At 60.3% G+C, this 16,328-nt stretch carries 13 protein-coding genes; 12 read left to right on the top strand and 1 reads right to left on the bottom strand.

Annotation, left to right across the window (positions count from 1 at the left end):
• Positions 1-47 precede the first annotated feature (47 nt).
• From ASD94_RS20475 to ASD94_RS20440, 8 genes are all read left to right on the top strand, one after another.
• On the top strand, positions 48-458 hold the full coding sequence (locus ASD94_RS20475; RefSeq protein WP_156391490.1) for a hypothetical protein: 411 nt from the start codon (positions 48-50) through the stop codon (positions 456-458).
• A 192-nt stretch (positions 459-650) separates the two neighbouring features.
• On the top strand, positions 651-2,417 hold the full coding sequence (locus ASD94_RS20470; protein ID WP_082576959.1) for a hypothetical protein: 1,767 nt from the start codon (positions 651-653) through the stop codon (positions 2,415-2,417).
• Positions 2,418-2,526: 109 nt separating this feature from the next.
• Positions 2,527-3,432 carry a peptidylprolyl isomerase gene (locus tag ASD94_RS20465; protein ID WP_082576970.1) on the top strand — a complete coding sequence of 302 codons (906 nt, stop codon included), beginning with the start codon at positions 2,527-2,529 and terminating at the stop codon, positions 3,430-3,432.
• A gap of 93 nt (positions 3,433-3,525) precedes the next feature.
• On the top strand, positions 3,526-4,341 hold the full coding sequence (locus ASD94_RS20460; protein WP_056646995.1) for an ABC transporter permease: 816 nt from the start codon (positions 3,526-3,528) through the stop codon (positions 4,339-4,341).
• Positions 4,338-5,585, top strand: coding sequence for an ABC transporter ATP-binding protein (locus ASD94_RS20455; protein WP_056646992.1), 1,248 nt, complete (start codon positions 4,338-4,340; stop codon positions 5,583-5,585). Before ASD94_RS20460 ends, ASD94_RS20455 begins: the two co-directional genes overlap by 4 nt.
• Positions 5,586-6,070: 485 nt before the next feature.
• A complete protein-coding gene (locus tag ASD94_RS24145; RefSeq protein WP_235510718.1) occupies positions 6,071-6,475 on the top strand; it encodes a hypothetical protein in 405 nt (134 codons plus the stop codon).
• A 15-nt stretch (positions 6,476-6,490) separates the two neighbouring features.
• Positions 6,491-7,093, top strand: a complete 603-nt coding sequence (locus ASD94_RS20445; RefSeq protein WP_056646984.1) for a class I SAM-dependent methyltransferase — start codon at positions 6,491-6,493, stop codon at positions 7,091-7,093.
• Entirely contained in the window at positions 7,090-8,613 is a 1,524-nt protein-coding gene (locus ASD94_RS20440; RefSeq protein WP_056646982.1) for a glycosyltransferase family 39 protein, read from the top strand. Before ASD94_RS20445 ends, ASD94_RS20440 begins: the two co-directional genes overlap by 4 nt.
• Positions 8,614-8,897: 284 nt before the next feature.
• Here the strand turns inward: ASD94_RS20440 and ASD94_RS20435 are convergent, their stop codons facing one another.
• The gene (locus ASD94_RS20435) at positions 8,898-12,647 is read right to left on the bottom strand and encodes a methyltransferase domain-containing protein (protein WP_056646978.1); all 3,750 of its coding nucleotides are present in this window, start codon (positions 12,645-12,647) and stop codon (positions 8,898-8,900) included.
• Here ASD94_RS20435 and ASD94_RS20430 point away from each other — a divergent pair.
• The 4 genes from ASD94_RS20430 (at position 12,621) to ASD94_RS20415 (ending at position 16,277) form a co-directional block, all read left to right on the top strand.
• Positions 12,621-13,502 (top strand): glycosyltransferase family 2 protein, encoded by an 882-nt coding sequence (locus tag ASD94_RS20430; protein ID WP_369818081.1) that lies wholly within the window; start codon positions 12,621-12,623, stop codon positions 13,500-13,502. The genes ASD94_RS20435 and ASD94_RS20430 overlap by 27 nt on opposite strands.
• Positions 13,499-14,602: a glycosyltransferase gene (locus ASD94_RS20425; RefSeq protein ID WP_056646969.1), complete on the top strand. Its 1,104-nt coding sequence runs from the start codon at positions 13,499-13,501 to the stop codon at positions 14,600-14,602. The genes ASD94_RS20430 and ASD94_RS20425 overlap by 4 nt, the downstream gene beginning before the upstream one ends.
• Positions 14,603-14,677: 75 nt before the next feature.
• The gene (argB, locus tag ASD94_RS20420; protein ID WP_056646965.1) at positions 14,678-15,568 is read left to right on the top strand and encodes an acetylglutamate kinase; all 891 of its coding nucleotides are present in this window, start codon (positions 14,678-14,680) and stop codon (positions 15,566-15,568) included.
• 16 nt (positions 15,569-15,584) lie between these two features.
• Positions 15,585-16,277 (top strand): response regulator transcription factor, encoded by a 693-nt coding sequence (locus ASD94_RS20415; protein ID WP_056646961.1) that lies wholly within the window; start codon positions 15,585-15,587, stop codon positions 16,275-16,277.
• The last annotated feature ends 51 nt before the right edge of the window (positions 16,278-16,328 follow it).

The raw sequence follows: 16,328 nt of genomic DNA, 5'->3' as shown, positions 1-16,328 counted from the left end.
ATTTGGGCCGGTCTATGGACATTCGAACTATGAAGGAGTTAAAACCCATGAAGTTTTCCGCTGACGCCATGCGTACTGCAACAGTTATGGCACTCGTCGCGTTGTCGGGTTGTGCTGCAGTGGCGCCCCAATCGCCTGAAAAGGCGGTGGAGAACCGTGCCGCCGCGCGCTGGCAGGCGCTGATTGCTGGAGACATTCAGAAGGCGTACACATTCACCGCGCCTTCGTACCGCGCTGTTACTTCCTTTGAGCGGTACAGCTCTGGCATCGGCGGTGCAGCCACGTGGGTCAATGCGGAGGTGGTGCGTGTCGAATGTGCGACAGAAAAGTGCACTGCTGTTGTAAAAATTGAGGCCAAGCCTATCCTCGCAAAGCCATACAACGGTACCATTACCACGGGTGTGGATGAAACGTGGCTTCTGGAAGATGGGCAGTGGTGGCTGTACCAAAAACTGTGACCTCTCAACATCTTTCTGCCTAGTGCATGGGAGGGTAAGTATCGAAACGGACAGAGGCCTGTTGCTTTTAATCAACACATCGGGTTGACGCAGAAATTTCGATGACTTCACCCGATTCTTGCTGTGCTACCATCCTTGAGCGTAAACAATCTTGGTAGTTGCGCTTACCAACTTTTTCTAACTGGAGTTTTCATGAAAAAAAATGTTCTCTCTCTGAGCATCGCTGCCATGATTGGTGGTCTGGGTTTTGCTGGGGCTGCATCCGCTGGTGTTGCATTTGAATCCACCGCTGCTGTGACTTCCACGCAAGCTGGCACTCTGGGCGCTACCAATGCGACTGTTCTGCAAGTGAGTCCTGATGGTATTGGCCACAACCTGCTGGTGCCTTACTACTCCGTGCAAGAAGGCAACGGTACGCTGTTGAGCATCGTGAACACCGACACCAAGAACGGCAAGGCTGTGAAGGTGCGTTTCCGCGGTGCGGCCAACTCCGACGACGTGTTCGACTTCTCGCTGTTCATGTCGCCTGGCGACGTGTGGACTGCCAACGTGAGCAAGGACACTGCCACGGGTCTGGCTCAAATCTACGTTCCAGACAACACCTGCTCGCTGCCCCGTCGCGCTGTGTTGAATGCAACGAAGTTCAAGACCGACCGCGTGTTCGGCGCTACCGATGCTGCTAAGGCCGGTGAAACGTTGGAAGGCTACGTTGAAATCTTCAACATGGCTGACATTCCTCCCCAAGTTCCTACCACCGCTGGCGTGGTGGCTGATGGCGGTACGGCAGCATCTGCCAATGCCTTGTTCACTGCCATCAAGCACACTTCTGCCGGTACCAATCCTTGCGGCCTGGCGACCAGCGATGCAACTCTGCCCGCTGCCGTTCTGAAGCTGGCGAACGATCCTACCCTGACCTCTATCACTGGTTCTGCCGCCGCTGCCGATCGTGAAGCTCTGTTGAACCACGGTTTCTGGATGCCTTCTACCGGCCTGACTGGCTCGTGGACCATCCTGAACATCGCTGGCGCATCGGTGGCTTGGTCTGGCAACATGACCGCTGTGGAAGCCCGCGTGTCTGCTGGTGGCGCTCCTGGCCTGGGCCGCGTTGTGTTCTCGCCTCAGAAGGACACCACGGTTGTTGCTACTGCCATCAACTCGCTGACGTCCGATCCTCTGCTGCGCAACACGGGTGTATCGCCTTCGACGGCTATCATCGAAGCTGCTCAGTACGACCTGCCTGACATGTCGACGCCTTATCTGACGGCTGCCGCCATCACCGCTGCTGGTGTTGTTGCTGCTGCTCCAGGTACCACTGCAAGCGACGCACCTGTGCTGCAAGGCAAGCTGCTGACGCAAGCCCTGGCTGTCAAGAATGTGCTGAACGAATATGTGACCAACTCTGCCATCTCGGCTGCTACGGATTGGGTGTTCTCCATGCCTACCCGTCGCTACGCTGTGGGCGTGAACTACAAGTTCGCTGCTCCTGCAACGGGCCCGAGCGCAGTGTTCAATGCATCCGCTGCTCAGCAAATCACGGCTGGCAATGACGTTTCTCCATACTTCACGGCTGTGAACACGAAGATGGGCACGGGCGGTACTTCGGGTAACCCAACGTACCAAGCTTGCGTGGAACCTGGTGGTAACGTGACTGCATTTGACCAAGAAGAAGCTACGGCTTCTGGCGAATTCGTGGTGTCGCCAGGCACGACCAAGAAGGTTGTGTTCTGCGGTGAAGTCAGCATCCTGACGTTCAACGCAACGTCTTCGCTGCAAGCCAAGATCGCGCCTAAGAACATCGATGCAGGCTTCGTGAACGGCTGGTTGAACATCAACACCGCTGGTTTGGCCAACGCTGGTCTGCCAATCGTGGGTAGCTCGTTCGTGAAGATGACGGGCCCCGTGGTTGCTGGCAAGTCCACCAACTTCAGCCTGACCCAACCCCACCGCTTCACGCGTTAATGGTTGAGGTTCTGATTGCCGCCTGCGGCAATCAAACATAAGGCGGGGGCTTGCCCCCGCCTTTTTTCATTGTGTAACTGATTGATTGATGTTTCTTTTCGGAATGAACATGTTCACAGTACGTATCTCTGTCGGCCGGGCCTTTTGTGCGGCTATTTGCTCTTTCGCGCCGCTGTTGGTGTCGGCCCAATATGCACTGGTACAGGGGCCTGTGGGTCAAGTGACTGATGCAGATGTGATGGCGGATGCCGCAACGCGTATCTCGGATACCGCTCGCGCAACCGTTCTTTCCCGCCCGGACAACGTGGGTCAGCTGGCATCCAACGTGTATGTGCAGCGCGCCATGGCGGTGGAGGCTGAGCGCAGAGGGCTTACTGCAGGCCGAGAGTCCGCTGCAGCACTGGCGTTGGCCCGTGAAAAGGCTATGGCGGATCTTTATCTAGCCGAATTTGATAAAAACCATCAGCCAAGCGAAGCCGCATTGTTGGCTTACGCCCAGTCCACCTACAGGGCGGTCGACGGCAAGCAGCTGGACGCTCCGGAGCGTACTCGCGTTCGGCATATTTTGCTGAAACAGAAGTCCCCCGAAACGCGTGCCCGTATCGAACAGATACTGAGTGATGCAAGGGCGGGCAAAGACTTTGCGCAACTGGCCAAGGATAATTCCGAAGACACGGGGAGTGTGGCCCAGGGCGGTGACATAGGGTTTGTCACTGAGGGCAGCACTGTTGTGCCGTTTGAAGAGGCGATGAAGGGGCTCAAGACGCCCGGTGACCTGAGTGATGTGGTCGAGACGCAGTTCGGCTATCACATTATTCGCCTGGAAGAGAGGCGTTCTGCCGGCAAACGTGGTTTCGATGAAGTCCGCGAACAATTGTTGATGCAGGCGCGGACGGCATTGTTGCGTGAAGCACGTGCAAAAGAAGCGCAGCGCTTGCAAGAGGGCATGAAAGTGAATGAGGCGGCGGTCAATACGTTCTCCTCGAAATTCAAACCTTCGGATTCCATCCGTTGAAATTTCTGTTTTGCGTGAACCGGCTTCACTGTTCACCTGTTTTTTGGGGAGCAGGGGGCAGTGCATTGACGCAGACCTCCTATCGTTTGGGAAATGGCTTACATACCGCGTCCAGCGCTTGCGGTTGATGCGCTAGCCATCTGGCGTGCGCGCAGCTTGCTTTGGGTGCTTGTGCGTCGTGAGGTGGCGGCGAGACACGCTGGTACCGCCGCAGGCGTCATCTGGCCCTATTTGCAGCCGTTGCTCACGGTGGCTGCGTACTACTTGGTTTTTGACGTGGTGTTTTCGATGCGTCTGGGGGACGGGGCACCCGCACGTGCGGTTGGTACCTTCCTGATCGTGGGTGCCTTGCCGTGGATGGCGTTCTGCGATGCTGTCTCGCGCGGTATGAACAGCCTGCTGGAAGCCGGTGGATTGCTGCAAAAGAATTCACTGCCGCCGGTGCTCTTCGTGACGCGGGCGGTGTTGGCCAGCGCACTTATCTATGGGCCGCTGCTGCTGCTCATTGCACTGGCATACGCACCTTTGCATCACTTCGGCGCGTCAATGCTGGCGTTACCCGTGCTCTTGCTGCTGTTGGTGGTGCTGGCATGGCTACTGGCTTATTTGTTCGCCATTTTGGCGGCAGCGCTACGTGACGTGGTGCAACTGGTGGGCTTTTTGTTGTCAGTGGGCATCTATCTGTCGCCCATCCTCTTTCCGCTGTCTATGTTTCCGCAAGGTTGGCAATGGATGCTGTGGCTCAATCCCATCACGATGGTTGTCGTGGGCTTGCAAGCGGTGCTACTTCAAGGTGCATGGCCGCCACTGACCGTATGGGGGGTGTCTGCTGTGTGGCTGGCTGGTTTGACACTGGTGCTGAATGGCGTGGTGGCTCGTAGCCGCGATCAGCTAGTGGATTGGCTATGAGCAGCAACAGCAATCAGGTGCCTATGTCAACTGACGTGGTGTTGCGCGTATCAGGTTTGGGCAAGGAATATCGGCTATACACCAGCCCCCGAGAACGCTTCAAGGCGCTGTTCAGTACGCGCACCCGCCATCGTAGTCACTGGGCTCTGCGCAACGTGTCGTTCGAGCTGCGTCGCGGTCAGTGCATTGGCGTGATCGGCGACAACGGCGCAGGCAAAAGTTCGCTGCTTAAGCTGTTGGCCGGCACGATGCAGCCGAGCGCAGGCACATTGGAGCGTGTGGGCCGAGTGACGGCTATTTTGGAGTTGGGGGCGGGGTTCCATCCAGAGTTCAGTGGGCGTGACAATTTGTATTTTGGTGGCAGCCTGATCGGCATCAGTCATGAAGAGATGACACGCCTAGAAGCGGGCATCGTGGAGTTTTCCGAGTTGGGCGAGGCGATGGAGCGGCCGGTGAAGACGTATTCGTCGGGCATGACGGTACGCCTTGCCTTCGCGTTGGTGACGGCGGTGCAGCCGGATGTACTGATCATCGACGAGGCGCTTGCCGTTGGTGACCAGCATTTTCAAAAAAAATGTGTGGAGCGCATCATGGCGTTTCGCGAGAATGGCTGCACCATTTTGTTCTGTTCGCACAGCTTCTACCATATACGCCGCCTTTGCGATGCCGCGCTATGGCTCAAGCAGGGTGAATTGGTGATGCAAGGCCCGACAGAGGATGTGGTTTCGGCCTACGAAGTGCACTCGCGGCTGCGAGAAATACCCGAATCTGCGGAGAAGCAGCAGCTTGAGTTGCCGGCACATGTGCCGGCAACTCAAGTCTCCAGTCAACGCTTGGGCGCCCGTATCGTAGCCCTGACGATTGATCAAACAGATGCTTCAGAGCCGCCGCTTTTGCAGGGCGCAGATCTTCGCATCCGCGTTACGGCGCAGTTGGAGGGGACTGATGAGATGCCCCAGGTGCTTGTGATGTTGGAACAGTTCCAGGGGCACGGCATTACATCTGATTCATCACGCGCTGATGGCGCACAGTTGACGCGACTGCCCAATGGGGACTGGCAAGCGGTTCTTACGTACCCCGGTCTTCCGTTGCACTCGGGTGAATATGTCCTCAGCGCGTACCTGTTCGATACCGCGGGCGTCGTGGTCTACGACGAGTGGTACCAGCATGCGCGATTCCGGTACGTAAATCCACAGTTGACGCCAGGGCTCGTGCGATTGCCTCACTACTGGGGAGAGGCGTGATACCCAAGGGCTGGCGCCGGATGCGCGTGGAAGCGCGCGATGCGTTGGAGTTGGTGCTATTGCCGGGTCTGGCGGCCGTGCTGCCGTGGCCTGCAGCATTCCGTTTGTTCAAAGCGTTGGCCCGCTGCGGATGGCTCTACCGAGAGCCTTGCTTGCGCGCACTTACACTGGCACGTGGGATGGGAATGGTCAGGGACGAAAAGGCCTGGTTGCAGGAACGTCGATTGATTACCCTGATTGATCACGCTGACCATTACCTATTCCGATGCCGTACGAATCGTTGGATGCATAGATTCGTGGAGGTATCAGGCCAATGGCAGCCTGCAGGCAAGCCCGGACTTCTGGTGACGTTTCATTGGGGGCTGGGACTGTGGAGCCTCCGGCACGCTGCGACTGAGGGCCTGCACCCCCACATGTTGGTGGCGGCCACGGAGGGACCACCATTTCAAGGACGATGGTTGCTGCATCGGTACATCAAGGCGCGCATGGACACTGTGCAGCGTGCCAGCGGCAGACCCGTAATCTACGCGCAGGGCGGTCTGCCAAAGGTGCTTGATACCTTGGCTGCGCAGGAGCAAGTGCTGGTGGTGTTGGATGTGCCTTCCGATCAGGTGGCCAAGACACGGACGGTGAGCCTGTTGGGGCGGTTGGTGAGTGTTCCTAGGGTATTGCCATCCTTGGCGGTGCAGCAAAAAGTGCCGGTGACTGTTGTGCTGATGAACGTGGACATGCAAACTGGACGACGCCTACTAGATCTTGAAATTCTTGAGCCTGGAAATGACGAGGACGAGTTGACCAAGGCGCTGTTTGAACGACTGGAGCGGGCGATGCTATTGCGACCGGCATCTTGGCATCTGTGGGGTGAGGCGCAACGTTTTTTTGCCGATTAGGAAGATTTTCAATATATGCATGCAAGTTCACTAGCCCATGTGCAGGGGCTGGTTCACAAATATCTCTCAGCCATCACAGGTAAGCCGCTTAACATCATTGACATAGGCAGCTATGACGTGAATGGCAGCTACAAGCAGTTCTTTTTGCACCCCGCGTGGAAATACACAGGGGTGGACTTGGCCGCAGGGCCGAATGTGGACGTGGTGTTGCAGTCGCCCTACCGCCTCCCGTTCACCAGCCATTCGGTAGATGTGGTTGTCTCGGGCCAAGCATTCGAGCACGTAGAGTTTTTCTGGCTGACTTGGATGGAGATGACGCGGGTGCTCAAGCCAGGAGGGGTCATCTTTCTGCTGGCGCCATCGAGAGGGCCAGAGCATCGTTACCCGCAGGATTGCTGGCGCTTTTACCCCGATGCCTATCGCGCGCTTGCCAAATACTCGAGTATGGAGTTGCTGCAGGTCAGCACGGATTGGGCGCCGCACGCGGATCCTGAGAGCGCGCCCTGGGGCGACACTGTGGGCGTATTCCGCCAGCCGCCGCTCTCTTTGGCACAACGCTGGCGCCGCCAGTTGATGCAACAACTGCGGTATTGGACGGTGCCCGGCTACCGCACATGAGGCGAGGTACTGCTGCGTGGCTGGTTGTGCTGGCAATGCTGTCGGCGGGGTTGCGCTTTCATGCGCTGGATAGCCAGGGCCTCTGGTCGGATGAATTATTCTCCGTTTCCATTGTTACCCAGGTGGGTGAAGGCCGCCCTTGGTATGACTATGTACAGAAGGTCTTTCCAGATTTGCGGATCGAGGATTCCGCCTTGACTTGGAAGGCTGGGGAAAACTCGCCGCCCTTATTTGAACTGCTGCTGTGGCTGTGGACCCAGGTATTTGGAACATCGGATTTTGCCGTACGTGCGCTCAGCGCCGTGGCAGGAAGTCTGGCGCCGTTGGTGCTTTTTGCCGGGCTAAGGCGCCCCTTGGGCGGTTTTGCTGCTGGTGCCGCTGGGCTGCTGCTGGCGCTGGCGCCTTCGGCAGTGGCTCTCGCGCAGGAGGCGCGAGGCTACGGACTCCTGATGCTGCTGGCAACCTGTGCTGTGGTGCGGTTGGTGCGGTATGCCTTGCAGGCGGAGCCACAGCGCATCGGGCTGGATGTGACCCTGTATTTGTTGCTGTCGTACACGCATTACACTGGACTGGTGCTCGCGTGTGCCCTGGTGGCGGTACGGTTTGCGATGGCATGGTGGCAGGATAAACCTCTGCGCGAGTTCGGATGGTTTGTGGCGGTGCCGGTGTTGTTGGCGCCTTGGATGTACCTGAACTGGTTCTCCATGGCAGCGACAGGTACAGGGCGCTTTGGCTGGCGTGACTATGACTGGCCGGATGTGTGGTCACTGATGTTGCCCAAGGCAGCAGGATTTCTCATGCCGGGCCTGCATACCCTGTGGGGGCTTCTCGCCTTGGCATTTGTGGGAGCGTTGTGGAAATGCCGTCGGTCGGATGCGTGTCGGCGGGATGCGCGATGGTTGTTGGTGGCGGCGTTCGCGGGTATGGTAGTGGCGCATTTTGGCTATGGCATCTACACGGCATTTCATGCCAGGGTGTGGCACGAGCGATATTTCTCAGCCATGCTCCCGGTTGGTATTGCACTGTTCGCTTTGCTGTTCTCGCTGGCGGAGCCGCGCAGAGGGTTGTCTGGTTTGGTCGTGCTGCTCGGATGTGCTGCCAGCTTGCAGGTTGTGCTGACCTCTTACCACAAACCGTGGAAGGAGGAGTACCGTGAGGCATCGCGCTTCATTGCGCGGTATGCCCAAGGCTCTCCTACGGTGGTGGCTACCTGGGCTCCCAATGCCATCTATTTCAACTACTATCTGCGGGGTTTCATGGCCGAGGCGGGTAGGCCGTATAGCCTGACAACGGTGGGAGTCCAAGACGACGTGCCGCAGGGCGTGGATGCGCTTTGTCAGCGCCCCTGGGCGGCCGGGGAACAGGTGGTGTTGTTCCAGCACCAGATGCATCGACTTTATTTCGACTTGGTAAAACGCCGATGTGTTGGAGCGCTGCGCTGGGTCTCTGGACAAGAGTTCAGGGGCGTCTTCGTAGATTTCTTTGAGGCTGTGCCACAGGGCCCAACACCGAGGGGTTGATCGTCTGTTGATTGATTATTGAATGGCGGCAAATGTTCAGCGTTGTGTAGTCGTGTCTTTGGCTTAGGCAAACTACAGCGATACCCCGCGTGTCGCCCACGTTTATAACGTGCCCAGGGCTGTGCAGGGTGCGCTAGAGATTCTGGTGGAATCGCGTGGTTCACCAAATTCGAGAGTTGCAGTAGTTTCCTCGCCAGAGCGGTGATGGCGCCACCCCCTCAGGGATTCTTCAAGATGTTCCAGATCCAAGCGCCTGCTCCGCAATGCTGCGGAGAGGGCAAGCCCTACTTCTGCAGCCAATTCTTGACTCTGCGCTGCCAATGCGCAGGGATGCGACGGGCCGCAGTGCGCAGCAGAGGGAGCGAACGCAGGTAAGCGAGTGCGTTCAGTGCCTCTGAGCGAGCGGATGCGCCCTTGGGCGCCAGGTAGGGGGCCAGCGATACAGCTGCCATGGGTGGCTGAGCGTCTGCCGTAGCCGACACGCCCTGCAGGTAGTCGTTCTGGTACGTCCAGGGCGTCGGGGTACCTGATGTGGGGGGAGCGGGAGGGGTTTCGGGTGGCACCGCGGCAACGAAATGCTCGGCGCGCAAGGTGGTGAAAAAGTGCACCCATTGCTTTCCATCCTGGTCCCACGGGCATACCCAGCTCCAGGGTCTGCCGGCCACACGCTCTGCAAATGCACCAATGTCTGGAACGGCCACCGGCAAGCCCGCCTGCAACGCGCTGCTGAGCGTGTAGCTGTAGGTCTCGGGCCAGAGGGCGGGAAACCACACGACGTCAGGCTGCAGCCAAGCCAGCAGGCCCGGCAGGTCTTCCTCCTGATAGGCTCCATGCACGGTAAGCCGCGCGCGGGGCTGGGTTTGCAGGTGGCGGTAGCCGTAACCGAGCAGGTGGAACTCTACGGGGGCTCCCGCTCGGGATGCCTCTATGGCCGCCGCCTCGAGCACGTCCGCGCCCTTGATGGCACTGAGCGCCCCGAGAACCACCACTTTGAGGCGTGCGTCTGAGGCCAGCGGCTTGACGTGCGGCTCGGGTGCTCCGGGGCTGCCGGGCGCGGCCATGTCGGTATGGGGAATGGCCCGCACGCGTGCACCGGGGGCAAAACCTGTCATGCGTCGTGCAGTGTCGATGCTCGGGGCGATCACGAGGCGAGCGCTCGTCAGAAAGTGGCGGTTGCGATGGCGCCAATCAGACACCGTGCCGGTACCCATGGGGGCGGGGTCTTGAGGGGCGCAACATGCACACTGCCCGGGGGCGGGTTCACCGGCAAAGCGGTTGTCGCTGCCCGTCATGGAAATGTGGGCGCAATAACTGTAGAAATCGTGCGCAGTGAAGTCGTAGTCCACCCCCAACTGTGCAGGCAGGTCCAGAACCAGCGGATCATGGCCGACGAGGTGGTGGTAGTGGATGTGTCGTACCCCCAGGCTTTTCAGTACCACTATGAGGTCGGTGAATTGGTCGGAGAGCCGGAAGACGAGCTCAAAGCCCTCCTCCTTGCCGGCCAGCTCCAGGCGCACGCACTGGTCCGGTGCGGGCGTCAGCGTGAGGAAGATGGCCTGGGCCCCCAGGTGTTGGGCCAGTTCGCGCACATGGCGCAGCGTGCCGCCTGCGCGGTCATGCAACACGGCCAGCACAGTGGGCAGTTGAGCGCGCTGAATGCGAGCCACGTCCAACGCGAGCCGATAAGGCTGCGCAGGGTCTGCTTGCACAAACGCCATGACATCGCGCTCGTAGCGGGGGTGCAGGCGTCGCAAAGTTTCCATGGCCGCGCGCTCGCGCGGGCTCTTGCTGTCCCCAAAGCTCACGCCACCGGTATGCAGCACAAAGGTGTCCAGCAGATGGAGATTGCGCCAACCCGACTCGGCGGCGCGTTGGCAAAAATCGTTTTCTTCGCCGTAGCCTTTCCCAAAGTTCTCCGTATCAAACAGGCCGACCTGCTGCAGGCAGTCACGGCGGATATACATGCAAAACCCCACACCGGTCGGTACGTCCACCGCGGCGCCAGGATTGGTTTGTGCGCACAGTGCGTCCAGTCGCGCTGTGTCGTATCCCGTGGGCAAAGCGTTGTCCTTGCAAAAACGGGGGTAGCTGCAAATGGTGGCGTTGTTGGAGAACGGCGTGACCGATCCGACCTTCTGGTCGCTGTAGGCGGCGCGGCGAATGCGGTCGAGCCAGTCATTGGCCACCTCGGTATCGCTGTTGAGCAGCAGCACGTCGTGGCTGCTGTTCAGCGCCATGCCGCGGTTCACGGTGCCGACAAAGCCCAGGTTCTCCGCGTTCTCGAGCAGCGTGATGCGACTGTCCTGGCGTGCGCGCTCGCGCAGCCAGTCGGTGACTTCGGGTTCCGGACTTGCATCGTTGATGACGATCAGACGCCAGGGCGTTTCGCACTGGCTTGCCAGTGCGGAGTTGATACACAGTTGCGTGTCTGCCAGACCCCGGTATACGGGCACGATGACGTCCACCGGGTGGGGTGGCGGCGCCAGGGGCACGGGGGCTGGCTGGGCGGGCTGCACGGTCGCCGGGCTGCGGCCCAGCAGTCGATCAATGCGCATCTTGGCGTGCACCAGGGGGCGGGTGGCTCTGAACACGGTGGAGTTTTCTATGGTCTTGAGGTGGTCGGCGAGCGCCTGGTAGTCCTTGTCTAGACGCGTGGCTTCTTGTTGCCACATGGCGCGTTGCTGTGCAAGTGCCTTGTTGCTTTCTTCGAGGAGGCTGGCTCTGCCTCCCACCACCTGTAGTTGGCTTTGCTGCTGGTCTATGCGGCTTTGCGCATCGCGGGCGTTGCTCTCCAGTTGGTCGATGCGGTCACCGAGAGGCTTGACGGTGTTGGACAGCGCCAGATAGTCGGCAGACATGGGCCAGCCCAGTTCAATATCCAGTCTTGAGCCTGAAGGGCTGGCGGCCGCAAGCACCTCGGCGGGGATAGGGAGCTCCAGCCAGGGGTCGGTACCCGTGAGCAGCAGCAGACTGGCGCCGGACGCCGGGGGCATGGGGGCTTGCCAGGCAATCTGGCTGTGGGGGGTGGATGCCAGCAAGGTGCGACTGGCCGTGTTGGCCGACCACTGCCACAGTGCATCGCCCCGGTCGCTGCGCAGGGTGATGCTGTACAGGTGCAAGAAGCCGGCGCGGTCTGCGGGATCGAAGCGGAGCCGGGTGACGGGGGCACTGGCTGCAGGTATTTGAAAGCTTACCGTTTGGTGCTCAGAGCCGATGGCGCCGGTGGCACTGAGTTTGTCGTCTTCCGCATAGCCTCCATGCCGACCCATATAGAGCTGTGCCGTAAAGAGCGCCTGCGCCGTGCCGAGGTCAGTGGGTGCGTGCACCGCGCTGGGCACGTAGGCCACCGGCCGTGCAATGCCAATGAACTGGTAGGTGAGGGCGTCGGGGATGCCCAGCAGGTAGCGGGCAACGGGAGGGGGGAGCCGGTCGAATGCCGCCTGAAATTCCGAGTCTGGCAATTGCCGGGTGATGGTGTCGACCGCATCGAGGTCCCAGCGCTGCTCGGACAGGAACCTCACGAGCGATCGACGTGTGAAGAATCGCAGGTGGGTGTTATCGAGCAGACCTTCCTCGCGGTAGCGGAACTCTCCTTCGAGCAACTCAGCCAAAAGCCCGGAGTACGCGGCATTGGGCACTGAAATCAGCAGCCGGCCGTCGGCTGCGAGTAGCTCTCGGCACACCTGCAAAACGGATTCTGGGCGCTTCAAATGCTCCAGGACATCCGCACATACGATGTAGTCGTACTGGTTGGTCCCGAACATGCGGAGCAGATCGGCTGTTTCCAGGTCCGCTACTTCGACCTGCCGGTAGTGGGGCTGGGCGTGCACCGCTTCTGCCTGGCTCAGGGTGACACCGTCCGTCGTGCAATCGCGGGTCTCTTTCAGATACTGTCCCAGGGCGCCGCTGCCACACCCCAGGTCCAGCACGCTAGCGCCGCGATTGATCAGGCTGGCAAGGACCGACAGAGAAGTGCGTTCTCCTTCTGCAATGGAGCGCAAATACACGTGCAGGTCGTCAATAGAATTCGTCATCCGGCGATTATGACGGGCCAGATCCGGCGCCTTTGTGTGCCGCGCAGGGGACAATACGGGCCAATGTCAGTCATTCAGCCTTTGTTTCAGCCTGGTTTGGTGGTCTCCGTGGTTAGTCATGGGCACGGTGACATGGTGCAGGCGCTGCTGCTGCAGCTGGCCCATGTTTCCTCTACGTCGGTATCTCGCGTGGTGCTGACCCAGAACCTGCCAGAGCCGGAGCCTGTTCCCCCCGCCAGTGGCTGGCCATTTGAGTTGTTACGGGTAGTCAATGTGGTTCCCCTCGGGTTTGGCACCAATCACAACCGCGCGCTAGCCCATGCCACCGAGGCGTTTGTGTGTGTTCTCAACCCCGATGTGGCGTTGGTGGGCAATAGCGACCCTTTCAAGGCGCTGATTTCTGCGTGTGGTGCGCCAAACATTGGTTGTGCCTATCCTGTCCAGATCGATCCAGCCGGCCGTGTGCAGGGGAGTGAGCGCGAAGTCCCTTCTCCCATGGCGCTTTTGCGCCGCAGACTTTTGGGCCGTCAGGAGATGCGGGTGGATTGGGTGAATGCTGCGTGTCTGGTCCTGCCATCTGTGGTCTGGCATGCGTTGAACGGGTTTGATGAACGCTATTTCATGTACTGCGAGGATGTGGACCTTTGCCTGCGGCTGCGGTTGCGCGGCCTGCATCTGGCGAAGGCGCCGGTGCGGGTCATTCATGCGGGGCAGCGTGCCAGTTCGCGCAGCCTGAAACATTTGGGCTGGCACCTCCAGAGCCTTTGGCGGCTGTGGCGCTCACCGGTCTACACCCGGGCGCTACAGTTGCTAACCGCGCAGTCCGCTGACAACGGTACCATCGGCGCTCCATGATTTGGTTGTCTGTGGTTGGTTTTTTGGTGGCGGCGCTGGCTGCAGGGCTCATTGTGAGATGGGGGCGGAAGCATGCGGAGTTGTACGGCGACTCCATGCCCCAGCGATTTCACCTGGGGCATGTTCCACGGTTGGGTGGTGCGGCTTTGTTAGTGGGTACGTCCATCGGATGGGCGTTGGGCGTGCTGCAGTCTGTCTACTGGGGCGACCCCGGCTCCCTCAGGCTTGATGTGTGGGTGGGCGCGTGGCTGGTCGCAGTGCTCCCCGCCGCGCTGGGCGGGATTGCAGAAGACCTTACCCAGCGCCTGTCGGTGCGCTACCGCCTCACTTTGACGGGAGCATCCGGCGCGTTGGCGGTGTGGCTTTTGGGTCTCAACCTGCCGCGCATGGGTTGGCCGTGGCTCGATGCCGTCCTGGTTGCGGCGCCTTGGCTGGGACTGGCCATTGTCGTCCTGGCAGTCGCAGGGCTGCCCCACGCCTTCAACATCATCGACGGCTACAACGGGTTGGCGGGGATGGTCGCCTTGATCGTGTGTCTGGCCCTGGCCCACGTGGCGTTGCAGGTCGGGGACCGTGCGCTGGCGGCGCTGCTGGTGTCCACCGCCGCGGCCACCGGAGGTTTTTTGGTCTGGAACTACCCGCGCGGCATGTTGTTTGCCGGCGATGGGGGCGCCTACGTGTGGGGCGTGGTGATAGCCATCGCCAGTATTTCGCTGGTGCAGCGCAATGCGGATGTTTCGCCCTGGTTCCCAATGCTGCTGCTGATCTACCCAGTCTGGGAGACAGTTTTTTCCATTTATCGCAAGGCGGTGCGAGGTGTTTCGCCCGGTGTGGCCGATGCGCTGCATTTCCACCAGCTCATCTACCGCCGCATCGTGCGTGGGGTGTTTCACGACGACGAGTCGCGCCGCGTGCTGATGCGCAACAACCGCACGTCGCCCTATCTGTGGGGCTTTACGTTGTTGACGGTGGTGCCTGCCGTACTGTTTTGGAACAACACGCCCCTGCTCATGGCGTTTTGTGGGCTGTTCGTGGTCAGCTATGTGATGGCTTACCTGGCCATCGTGCGGTTCAAAGTACCGAACTGGCTGCGCCACTGAGGCAGTTTGGCGCCCGCAGCCTGGCGAATGCGGCACAATTTGCGCCTCACAGTTTTCTCCGGATGGCACGCCTCCATGACCGACCTTCTTTCGATTGCACCGCGCGACAAGGCTGAAATCCTGGCCCAGGCGCTGCCCTACATCCGCAAGTTCCATGGCAAGACCATGGTGATCAAGTACGGCGGCAACGCCATGACCGACCCGGCCTTGCAGGCTGACTTTGCCGAAGACGTTGTGCTGCTCAAGCTGGTGGGCATGAACCCCGTCGTGGTGCACGGCGGCGGCCCGCAGATCGAAACGGCCCTGAACCGCCTTGGCAAGAAGGGCGAATTCATTCAGGGCATGCGCGTGACGGATGCCGAAACCATGGAAGTGGTCGAATGGGTGTTGGCTGGCGAGGTGCAGCAGGACATCGTGGGCCTGATCAACCAGGCCGGCGGCAAGGCCGTGGGCCTGACGGGCCGTGATGGCGGCATGATCCGGGCCCAAAAGCTCAAGATGGTGGACAGCAAGGACCCCAGCATCGAACACGACGTGGGCCAGGTGGGCGATATCGTCTCCATCGACCCCAGTGTGGTCAAGGCGCTGCAGGACGATGCGTTCATCCCCGTCATCAGCCCCATCGGCTTTGGCGAGAACAACGAGAGCTACAACATCAACGCCGATGTGGTGGCCAGCAAGCTGGCCGAGGTGCTCAAGGCCGAAAAGCTCATGCTCTTGACCAACACCCCTGGCGTGCTCGACAAGGCTGGTAACCTTCTGACCGACCTGACGGCCCGCCGCATTGACGAGCTGTTTGCCGACGGCACCATTTCGGGCGGCATGCTGCCCAAGATTGCTGGCGCGCTGGACGCAGCCAAGGCCGGCGTCAACGCGGTGCACATCATTGATGGCCGCGTGCCACACGCCATGCTGCTCGAGATTCTGACCGAGCAGGCGTACGGCACGATGATCCGGTCCCACTGACCCGCAAGAGGGCTCCATGCGCCTGCTCTTGGTCGAAGACGATGTGATGGTGGCCAGCGGCATCAAGCTGGGGCTGACCGATGCAGGCTATGCAGTGGACTGGGTGGGCAGTGGCGAGCGGGCTGAGGAGGTCCTGCGCGCCGAGTCATTCGATGCGGCCATCATCGATATCGGGCTGCCCGCCATGGACGGCCTGGAGCTGACGCGCCGCCTGCGCCGCCCCGACATGGCAAGCCCGTCCATGCCCGTGCTGATCCTGACCGCGCGCGATGCCCTGCACGACCGGGTACAGGGGCTGGATCTGGGGGCGGACGATTACATGGTCAAGCCGTTTGAGCTGCCCGAGCTGCTGGCGCGCCTGCGGGCGCTGTTGCGCCGGTCACAGGCCGCGACCACGGCGGTGCTGAGTTTTGGCCCGCTGGAGCTGGACACCGCGGGGCGCCGGGCCAGCATGCGCACGCCGGCAGGTGAACAGGTCATCGAACTGGGGCCGCGCGAGTGGACGGTGCTCGAATACCTGCTCATCAACGCCCCCAAGCCCGCGAGCAAAGACAAGCTGCTTCAGGCGCTGACGGGCTGGGACAAGGAGATCACCCCCAACGCGGTAGAGGTCTATGTCTCGCGCCTGCGGGGCAAGCTGGAGCCCCATGGGGTGGCCCTGCGGTCGATCCGCGGCTTTGGCTACCGCCTCGAATTGCAGGCTACCTGAGCGGAAACTCGCCCCTTTCTTCGCCGCCTCGCCATGCTTTGGAAGAAGAAC

This window comes from Acidovorax sp. Root70 (assembly GCF_001428225.1).
Classification (GTDB): domain Bacteria; phylum Pseudomonadota; class Gammaproteobacteria; order Burkholderiales; family Burkholderiaceae_C; genus Acidovorax.
Note: the sequence above shows the minus strand (reverse complement) of the source record. Positions and strands in the feature narration are given on the sequence as shown.

Excerpts from the sequence above, each read along its gene's own strand:
- ASD94_RS20460 (WP_056646995.1), top strand. The coding sequence starts at position 3,526 with ATGGCTTACATACCGCGTCCAGCGCTTGCGGTTGATGCGCTAGCCATC.
- ASD94_RS20425 (WP_056646969.1), top strand. The coding sequence starts at position 13,499 with ATGATTTGGTTGTCTGTGGTTGGTTTTTTGGTGGCGGCGCTGGCTGCA.
- ASD94_RS20440 (WP_056646982.1), top strand. The coding sequence starts at position 7,090 with ATGAGGCGAGGTACTGCTGCGTGGCTGGTTGTGCTGGCAATGCTGTCG.
- ASD94_RS20445 (WP_056646984.1), top strand. The coding sequence starts at position 6,491 with ATGCATGCAAGTTCACTAGCCCATGTGCAGGGGCTGGTTCACAAATAT.
- ASD94_RS20415 (WP_056646961.1), top strand. The coding sequence starts at position 15,585 with ATGCGCCTGCTCTTGGTCGAAGACGATGTGATGGTGGCCAGCGGCATC.
- argB (WP_056646965.1), top strand. The coding sequence starts at position 14,678 with ATGACCGACCTTCTTTCGATTGCACCGCGCGACAAGGCTGAAATCCTG.
- ASD94_RS20435 (WP_056646978.1), bottom strand. The coding sequence starts at position 12,647 with ATGACGAATTCTATTGACGACCTGCACGTGTATTTGCGCTCCATTGCA.
- ASD94_RS20465 (WP_082576970.1), top strand. The coding sequence starts at position 2,527 with ATGTTCACAGTACGTATCTCTGTCGGCCGGGCCTTTTGTGCGGCTATT.
- ASD94_RS20475 (WP_156391490.1), top strand. The coding sequence starts at position 48 with ATGAAGTTTTCCGCTGACGCCATGCGTACTGCAACAGTTATGGCACTC.
- ASD94_RS20455 (WP_056646992.1), top strand. The coding sequence starts at position 4,338 with ATGAGCAGCAACAGCAATCAGGTGCCTATGTCAACTGACGTGGTGTTG.
- ASD94_RS20470 (WP_082576959.1), top strand. The coding sequence starts at position 651 with ATGAAAAAAAATGTTCTCTCTCTGAGCATCGCTGCCATGATTGGTGGT.
- ASD94_RS24145 (WP_235510718.1), top strand. The coding sequence starts at position 6,071 with ATGGACACTGTGCAGCGTGCCAGCGGCAGACCCGTAATCTACGCGCAG.